Consider the following 6,114-nt stretch of genomic DNA (forward strand, 5'->3'; position numbering starts at 1 on the left):
AAGATTGTGAGCGAACAGCGAAAGCCGGCTGAAGAGTATGTGGTCATCCGGCATCGACCGGGTTATCGCCTGCGCAGAACAGCCATCCTTCTGGTTTTTACCGTGGTGGCTGTGGTTGTGGGGTATGCCACCGGGCTTGCCCAGGGCGGTTTCCGTTTTTCCAGTGCCGAGGAGTCAAACCAGGTGCTGGAAAACGAGGTCGAGAAACTCCGGGATGATTATCGCAAGGCCCGGCAGCAGCTGATCAACCTTGAGCGTGGGCAGGCGATTGACGAGCAGGCCTTGAACCAGGCGCGAAAAACCATTGTGGATCTGGAAACCCGTATTGTGTCACTGCAATCGGACCTGACTTTCTATAAAAACATCATGGCTCCGTCGGAAACCAGCAAGGGGCTTCAGGTAGACAGCTTTTCACTGGTTCGGGCTCGCAATCAGGACAGTTATGACTTCAAGCTGGTGCTGACCCAGGTCGGCAACAACAAGAGCTACATTTCCGGTGTGGTGGCAGTCAATGTCATTGGTTTGCGTGATGAGGAAAAAGAGGTCATCGCCTTGCGTGACCTCTCGGAGGACATAGCCGATCTCGGTGTGAAATTCCGTTTCCGGTACTTTCAGGATGTCGAAGGCTCCCTGAAACTGCCGGAACAATTTGAGCCGCTTGAGATCCAGGTGGTTGCCCAGGCAGAGGGAAAAAAATCCTCGCAAGCCGAGCGCACCTTTAACTGGGACGATTTAACGGAGAACTGACATGCTTGGCAAGAAAAAGCAGAAGCCGCGCCGGCCCACGGGCCATTTTGACACCTTGATCTCTTCCCGCACGACGGTTGAAGGCGATGTGCATTTCAGCGGCGGGCTTCATGTGGATGGCCGGATTCGAGGCAAGGTCGTTGCCGATGAGGGCACCGACGCGGTACTGAGGATTTCAGAAGTTGGCGAAGTGACGGGTGATATCAATGCGCCCCACGTCATTATCAACGGAACCGTGAATGGTGATGTTTACGCCTCGGCACATCTTGAACTGGCGGAAAAAGCCTCTATCAATGGAAGCGTTTACTACAATCTCATTGAAATGGCGATGGGAGCGTCTGTAAACGGTAATCTGGTGCATCAGCGGGAGCCGGTCGGGTTGCTCTCCCAGGATTCCAAATCCGCCGGATCCGGCGACAAGCAGGCTTCTGCTGGCGATTCGGCAGCGGAGCCCGGCGGTGCTGACGATGGTGGAAAGTCCGAATAGTTGATTGTTTTAGTCAGGAATACCATAATCGCCTGAGTTGTTCATAATAATCCGGAGGCGAACTTGAGTGCAGTTCAGCAACAAATAGCTACGCCGCTGTTCTTCAGTGACAGTGCCGTTGCCAAAGTACGTGAGTTGATTGAGGAAGAAGAGAATCCCGAACTCAAACTCCGCGTCTTTGTGACGGGCGGAGGCTGCTCCGGATTTCAGTACGGCTTCTCGTTTGATGAAAGCCAGGATGAGGAGGACACCGTCATCGAGCGTGACGGCGTTTCTCTTCTGGTGGATCCGATGAGTTACCAGTATCTGGTGGGTGCTACCATTGATTATCAGGAAGGCCTGCAAGGCTCGCAGTTCGTGGTCCAGAATCCCAATGCAAGCTCCACTTGCGGGTGTGGTAGCTCCTTCTCCATCTGATCGGCAGTGGCTTTCAGGCCGGGTAAATGGCACCCAGAATACGAGGGCCAGCTGCCCCGGTCACGTCCGGCAGGTTGCCGGGCTTTCCTTCCAGTGCCTGCTTTGCCAGCCAGGCAAAGGCAACAGGTTCCACCAGTTGAGGGTCTAATCCCAGTTCCGTTGTGAGTGAAAGCGAAACGCCGGGCAGTTCTTTGGCGAACGCATCCATTAGCAGCGGATTGCGTGCTCCGCCACCGCACACATAAATCCTGAGATCCGAGATCTCGGGCAGTTGCTGAACGACGCTTTTGACGGTTAATTCCAGTAAGGTCCTCTGAATATCTTCGGCTGGAATGTCCCGGTGGCGGCTTACCAGTGTTTTTACCCAATCAAGATTGAACCGCTCTTTGCCCGTGCTTTTAGGGGGTGCCTTCGAAAAATAGGCATCGGAAAGCATGTCATCAAGAAGTTCCTGGTTAATCGAGCCCTCCATGGCCCAATGACCGTCGCTGTCGAAAGGCAGCCCGGTCTGGTCGAGGCACCAGGCATCCATCAGCGCATTGGCAGGGCCCGTGTCAAAACCGGTTGCCGGTATCTCGTCACTGGCGGGGAGCCAGGTAATGTTGGCGATTCCCCCGAGGTTGAGAATGCAGCGGTTCTCCTCATCTGAGCTGAAAAAGGCCTTGTGGAAGGCTGGGACCAGCGGCGCGCCCTGACCTCCGGCGGCCATATCCCGTCGTCTGAAATCCGCAACTGTTGTGATGTTGGTGGCTTCGGACAGCACGGAAGGGTTGCCGATCTGTATGGAGAAAGGTGCGGTGCCGGACGGCTGGTGCCGAATGGTTTGTCCATGGCTGCCAATGCCCCGAATCTTTGCCCGCTCGAATACCGACCTTTGGATGACCGCGTCGGCGGCCTGGGCAAACAGTGTGCCGACCAGAGTGTCCAGTTCGCCGATTTCGTCGGGTTCGGCCTGGTTCTGGCTGGCGGCAATGAGTCGGTGGCGAATCTGATCGGGGTAGGGGATCGTGTGCGATGCGTGGATCTTTATGGCGCTGTGACTGAAAGACACCAGCACGGCATCAATGCCATCCATGCTGGTGCCTGACATCAATCCAATCCAGGCTTCCATTTGTCGCTCAGTCGTCTGAAGCCAGTGCGAGTTGCTGATAGCTCTCGCGGAACACGTCAAACTGCGCGATTCGCTGTTCGGTGAATTGTTTGAATCGGGCCATCTCGGAAGACGGAATGGGCTTGGCGTCCGGTAACTTGACCGTGCGGGAGTTACGCGGCGACCCGTTCAGCCTGAACTCGTAGTGCAGATGAGGTCCGGTAACCATGCCCGATGAACCAACATGCCCGATGGTCTGGCCCTGCTTGACTCGGGTCCCATTCTTGATGCCTTTGCCCAAGCGGCTCATGTGCGCATACAGCGTGGTGATGTTGTCGCCGTGCTGGAGGATGACGGTTCGTCCGTAACCACCCTTCCAGCCGGCAAATTTCACCCGACCGGAACCTGCCGCCTTGATGGGAGTGCCGGGAGGCGCTGCGTAATCGGTGCCTTCATGCGGACGTACAACGTCCAGGACGGGATGGCGGCGCTGAAGGTTGAACGGAGAAGAAATCCGGGCATTGATGGGGGTTCGCAGGAATGCCTTGCGCATGCTTTTGCCATCGGGGGCGTAGTAATCGCTGTCGCCATTGCTGTCGGTATAAAGCAGTGCAAGGTTTTCTTCGCCGCGGTTAACAAATCGTGCAGACAGGATCCGACCCGTGTCGAACTTTTCGCCGTCCAGGTAAAGTTCTTCGTAAACCACTTCGAACTGGTCGCCCTTCCGGACGTCGTAAACAAAGTCGATATCCCAGCCGAAGATGCCTGCCAGTTCCATGGTCAGGCTGTCGTTAAGGCCCGCTTCGCGCGCCGCAAGATAGAGGGAGCCGTCGATGGTACCTGATGCAAAGGCTGGCCGAGCTTCCGGTTCGCGAACTTCGGTTTCGCCGGTAAAGCTTTCGCCCTCTTTGGTAATCTTCAGGGTTTCCAGGCGGTTTCTCTGCAAGTCGATGGCAGCAAGCCCGCCGTCTTCGGTTGTCGCAAAACGAATGGTCTCGCCGGCGTACAGGCGCTGAAGTTTTTCGGCCTCACCGTCGCCGTGAATAACCGAGAGCATTATGCCGTCATTAAAGCCAGCTTTCTTGAACAAAGAGGAGAGCGTGTCACCAGGCTTGATCGCGAAGGTTTGCCATTGGAGTTCCGGCAGCCTGGGAGCAACAGGTTGCGCGGGAGTAGAAAGGCTCGCCTGCTGCGTGGCCTCTGTCGCGACATCGGATTCAGGCGCTTCCGGCTGGGTGTCCGCAACGGGAGCCTCTGTCGGCGCTGCTTGCTCAGGCGCTGCACCGGTTTCGGAAACGGTGCCTTGCTCCAGGTCCAGGGCATAGGACATCCGTTTGGCTTCAACGTTGCTGCTGGGGCTCATAAGAATGGCAGCGGTAACAACAACGGTAACCGCGGCAGCAATGGTAATGTGAGTTTTAGGAAACATTTTCAGCACGTATCGCACCCGTTTTAATCGGTATTACGGCAGCTTGTACTACCTAATTAAAGCTGTTGTTCAAGTATAGTCCAACAGATTACCGTATAAAATGCATGCGGGACAGCGTGGAACATTACGGTTGCTGCTCCATCCTCCGGATTTCTTTTGACAGCGTTGTTATAATACGCCGCCCTGCAAAGTCGGTGTTGGTCAAATTCTGGTCAGCATACTGTAGCAGGGGAACAGGTAACTCACAGATTTCTTTTGTTGAACTCTGTAACTGACAGAATCTTTCCAAGATCAAAGCGGGGACGTGTTGTTCATGGCATCCATTGATGAAGCGTTGGCGATAATCAAGCGAGGCGTAGACGAACTCATTCCGGAAGATGAGCTCATCGAAAAATTGAAGGAAGGTCGTCCGCTGCGGATTAAGGCGGGTTTCGACCCCACTGCGCCGGACCTTCATCTTGGGCACACCGTTCTTATTAACAAGCTGCGGCAGTTTCAGGATCTTGGTCACGAGGTGATGTTTCTGATTGGAGATTTCACCGGAATGATCGGTGATCCCACCGGTAAAAGCGCCACACGTCCTCCTCTAACCGAGCAGCAGGTCGCCGAGAACGCGGTCAGCTATAAAGAGCAGGTGTTCAAGATCCTTGATCCCGCGAAAACGCGCGTCATGTTCAATTCCGACTGGATGGGCAAGATGAGCGCCGCCGATATGATCAAGCTGGCGGGACAATACACCGTTGCGCGCATGTTGGAGCGGGATGACTTCACCAAGCGCTACCGTGCCGAGCAGGCGATTGCGATTCACGAGTTTCTCTACCCGCTGGTCCAGGGGTATGACTCAGTGGCCATGGAGGCGGATGTTGAGCTGGGCGGTACCGATCAGAAGTTCAATCTCCTGATGGGGCGTATTCTGCAGAAGCAATACGGCCAGTCGCCCCAGGTGATCCTCACCATGCCAATTCTGGAAGGGCTCGATGGTGTCCAGAAGATGTCCAAGTCTCTGGGAAACTATGTCGGCGTCAACGATTCGCCTGGCGAAATGTACACCAAGCTGCTCTCCATGCCGGATGATCTCCTGTGGCGCTACTTCGAACTTCTGAGCTTCCGGCCGCTTGCCGAGGTGGACGAGTTCCGTAACGCAGTTGCCGGTGGTGCAAACCCCCAGGATTATAAAAAGCTGCTCGCGGAAGAGATCATTGCCCGCTTCCATGATGAAGAGGCGGCCCGGACCGCTCACAAGTCCGCCGGCAACCGAGTGGCGCTCGGTGAGATCCCGGACAATGTACCGACTGTTGAAGTGCCTTTGGAGGGGCAGTCCGAGATTCCGATGGCGGCGGTGCTTCGTTTGGCCGGTTTGGTAAAGAACGGCGCGGCAGCCCGGGATGTCCTGGGGCGTGGTGCGGTATTTGTCGATGGCCAGAAATTCGAGGGCGACCGGATGTTTGTGGAAGGCGATGATTGCGTCATCCAGGCTGGCAAGAAGAAGATTGCCCGGGTTCTGATTACTGTCTGATCGATTTTGGGCGATTTTGAGTTTTTTTCAGAATCGCCGTTGACACCTTCGGGCAGGTCTGTAGAATGCGCATCTCTTTCGAGGGGAGCACCGCTGAGGCGGCTCAGAAATCGAAAGATAACTGTTTGAAAGCGCTGAAGAAAATGAGTTTCAAGATTCTTCAGAAAGCGGTTGACAGGCAAGCGATTCACTGTAGAATGCGCACCTCGAAACAAGCAGTAAGCCGGGTCATTTTTCGGCGCTTTCCGGAGACGGAAAACATCGAAAAATAAACGGTTGACAAGGCGGCGCTACGATGTAGAATACGCGGCCTTGATTGAGCAACAGCTCAAACGCTCTTTAAAAAGTTGACCAAGTAATTCGTGTGGGCGCTGGCCGAGGTATTTCGGATATGAAATATCAGGACAGTGACTCGTCGAAATTGAGTT

6 protein-coding genes are annotated in these 6,114 nt (G+C 55.0%); 4 read left to right on the forward strand and 2 right to left on the reverse strand.

The annotated features are described in order from the left end of the window. Positions 1 to 6: 6 nt before the first annotated feature. From J3362_RS15690 to erpA, 3 genes are all read left to right on the forward strand, one after another. Positions 7 to 747: a DUF6776 family protein gene (locus tag J3362_RS15690; protein ID WP_349520907.1), complete on the forward strand. Its 741-nt coding sequence runs from the start codon at positions 7 to 9 to the stop codon at positions 745 to 747. 1 nt (position 748) lies between these two features. Continuing rightward, positions 749 to 1,234, forward strand: coding sequence for a bactofilin family protein (locus tag J3362_RS15695; RefSeq protein ID WP_349520909.1), 486 nt, complete (start codon positions 749 to 751; stop codon positions 1,232 to 1,234). 63 nt (positions 1,235 to 1,297) lie between these two features. Continuing rightward, the gene (erpA, locus tag J3362_RS15700; RefSeq protein ID WP_008173146.1) at positions 1,298 to 1,651 is read left to right on the forward strand and encodes an iron-sulfur cluster insertion protein ErpA; all 354 of its coding nucleotides are present in this window, start codon (positions 1,298 to 1,300) and stop codon (positions 1,649 to 1,651) included. A gap of 13 nt (positions 1,652 to 1,664) precedes the next feature. On the opposite strand, the gene J3362_RS15705 is transcribed toward erpA, so the two are convergent. Then, positions 1,665 to 2,762 (reverse strand): anhydro-N-acetylmuramic acid kinase, encoded by a 1,098-nt coding sequence (locus J3362_RS15705; RefSeq protein WP_349520911.1) that lies wholly within the window; start codon positions 2,760 to 2,762, stop codon positions 1,665 to 1,667. Between the two features lie 7 nt (positions 2,763 to 2,769). After that, positions 2,770 to 4,179, reverse strand: coding sequence for an OapA family protein (locus J3362_RS15710; protein WP_349520912.1), 1,410 nt, complete (start codon positions 4,177 to 4,179; stop codon positions 2,770 to 2,772). Positions 4,180 to 4,483: 304 nt separating this feature from the next. Here J3362_RS15710 and tyrS point away from each other — a divergent pair, with 304 nt between their 5' ends. Then, positions 4,484 to 5,686 (forward strand): tyrosine--tRNA ligase, encoded by a 1,203-nt coding sequence (gene tyrS, locus J3362_RS15715; RefSeq protein WP_349520913.1) that lies wholly within the window; start codon positions 4,484 to 4,486, stop codon positions 5,684 to 5,686. Positions 5,687 to 6,114: the final 428 nt, after the last annotated feature.

Source organism: Marinobacter sp. NFXS11, assembly GCF_040148675.1.
Classification (GTDB): Bacteria; Pseudomonadota; Gammaproteobacteria; order Pseudomonadales; family Oleiphilaceae; genus Marinobacter.

What these genes read in the sequence shown, in the direction of transcription:
- J3362_RS15695 (WP_349520909.1), top strand. Translation starts at nt 749, where the DNA reads ATGCTTGGCAAGAAAAAGCAGAAGCCGCGCCGGCCCACGGGCCATTTT.
- J3362_RS15705 (WP_349520911.1), bottom strand. Translation starts at nt 2,762, where the DNA reads ATGGAAGCCTGGATTGGATTGATGTCAGGCACCAGCATGGATGGCATT.
- tyrS (WP_349520913.1), top strand. Translation starts at nt 4,484, where the DNA reads ATGGCATCCATTGATGAAGCGTTGGCGATAATCAAGCGAGGCGTAGAC.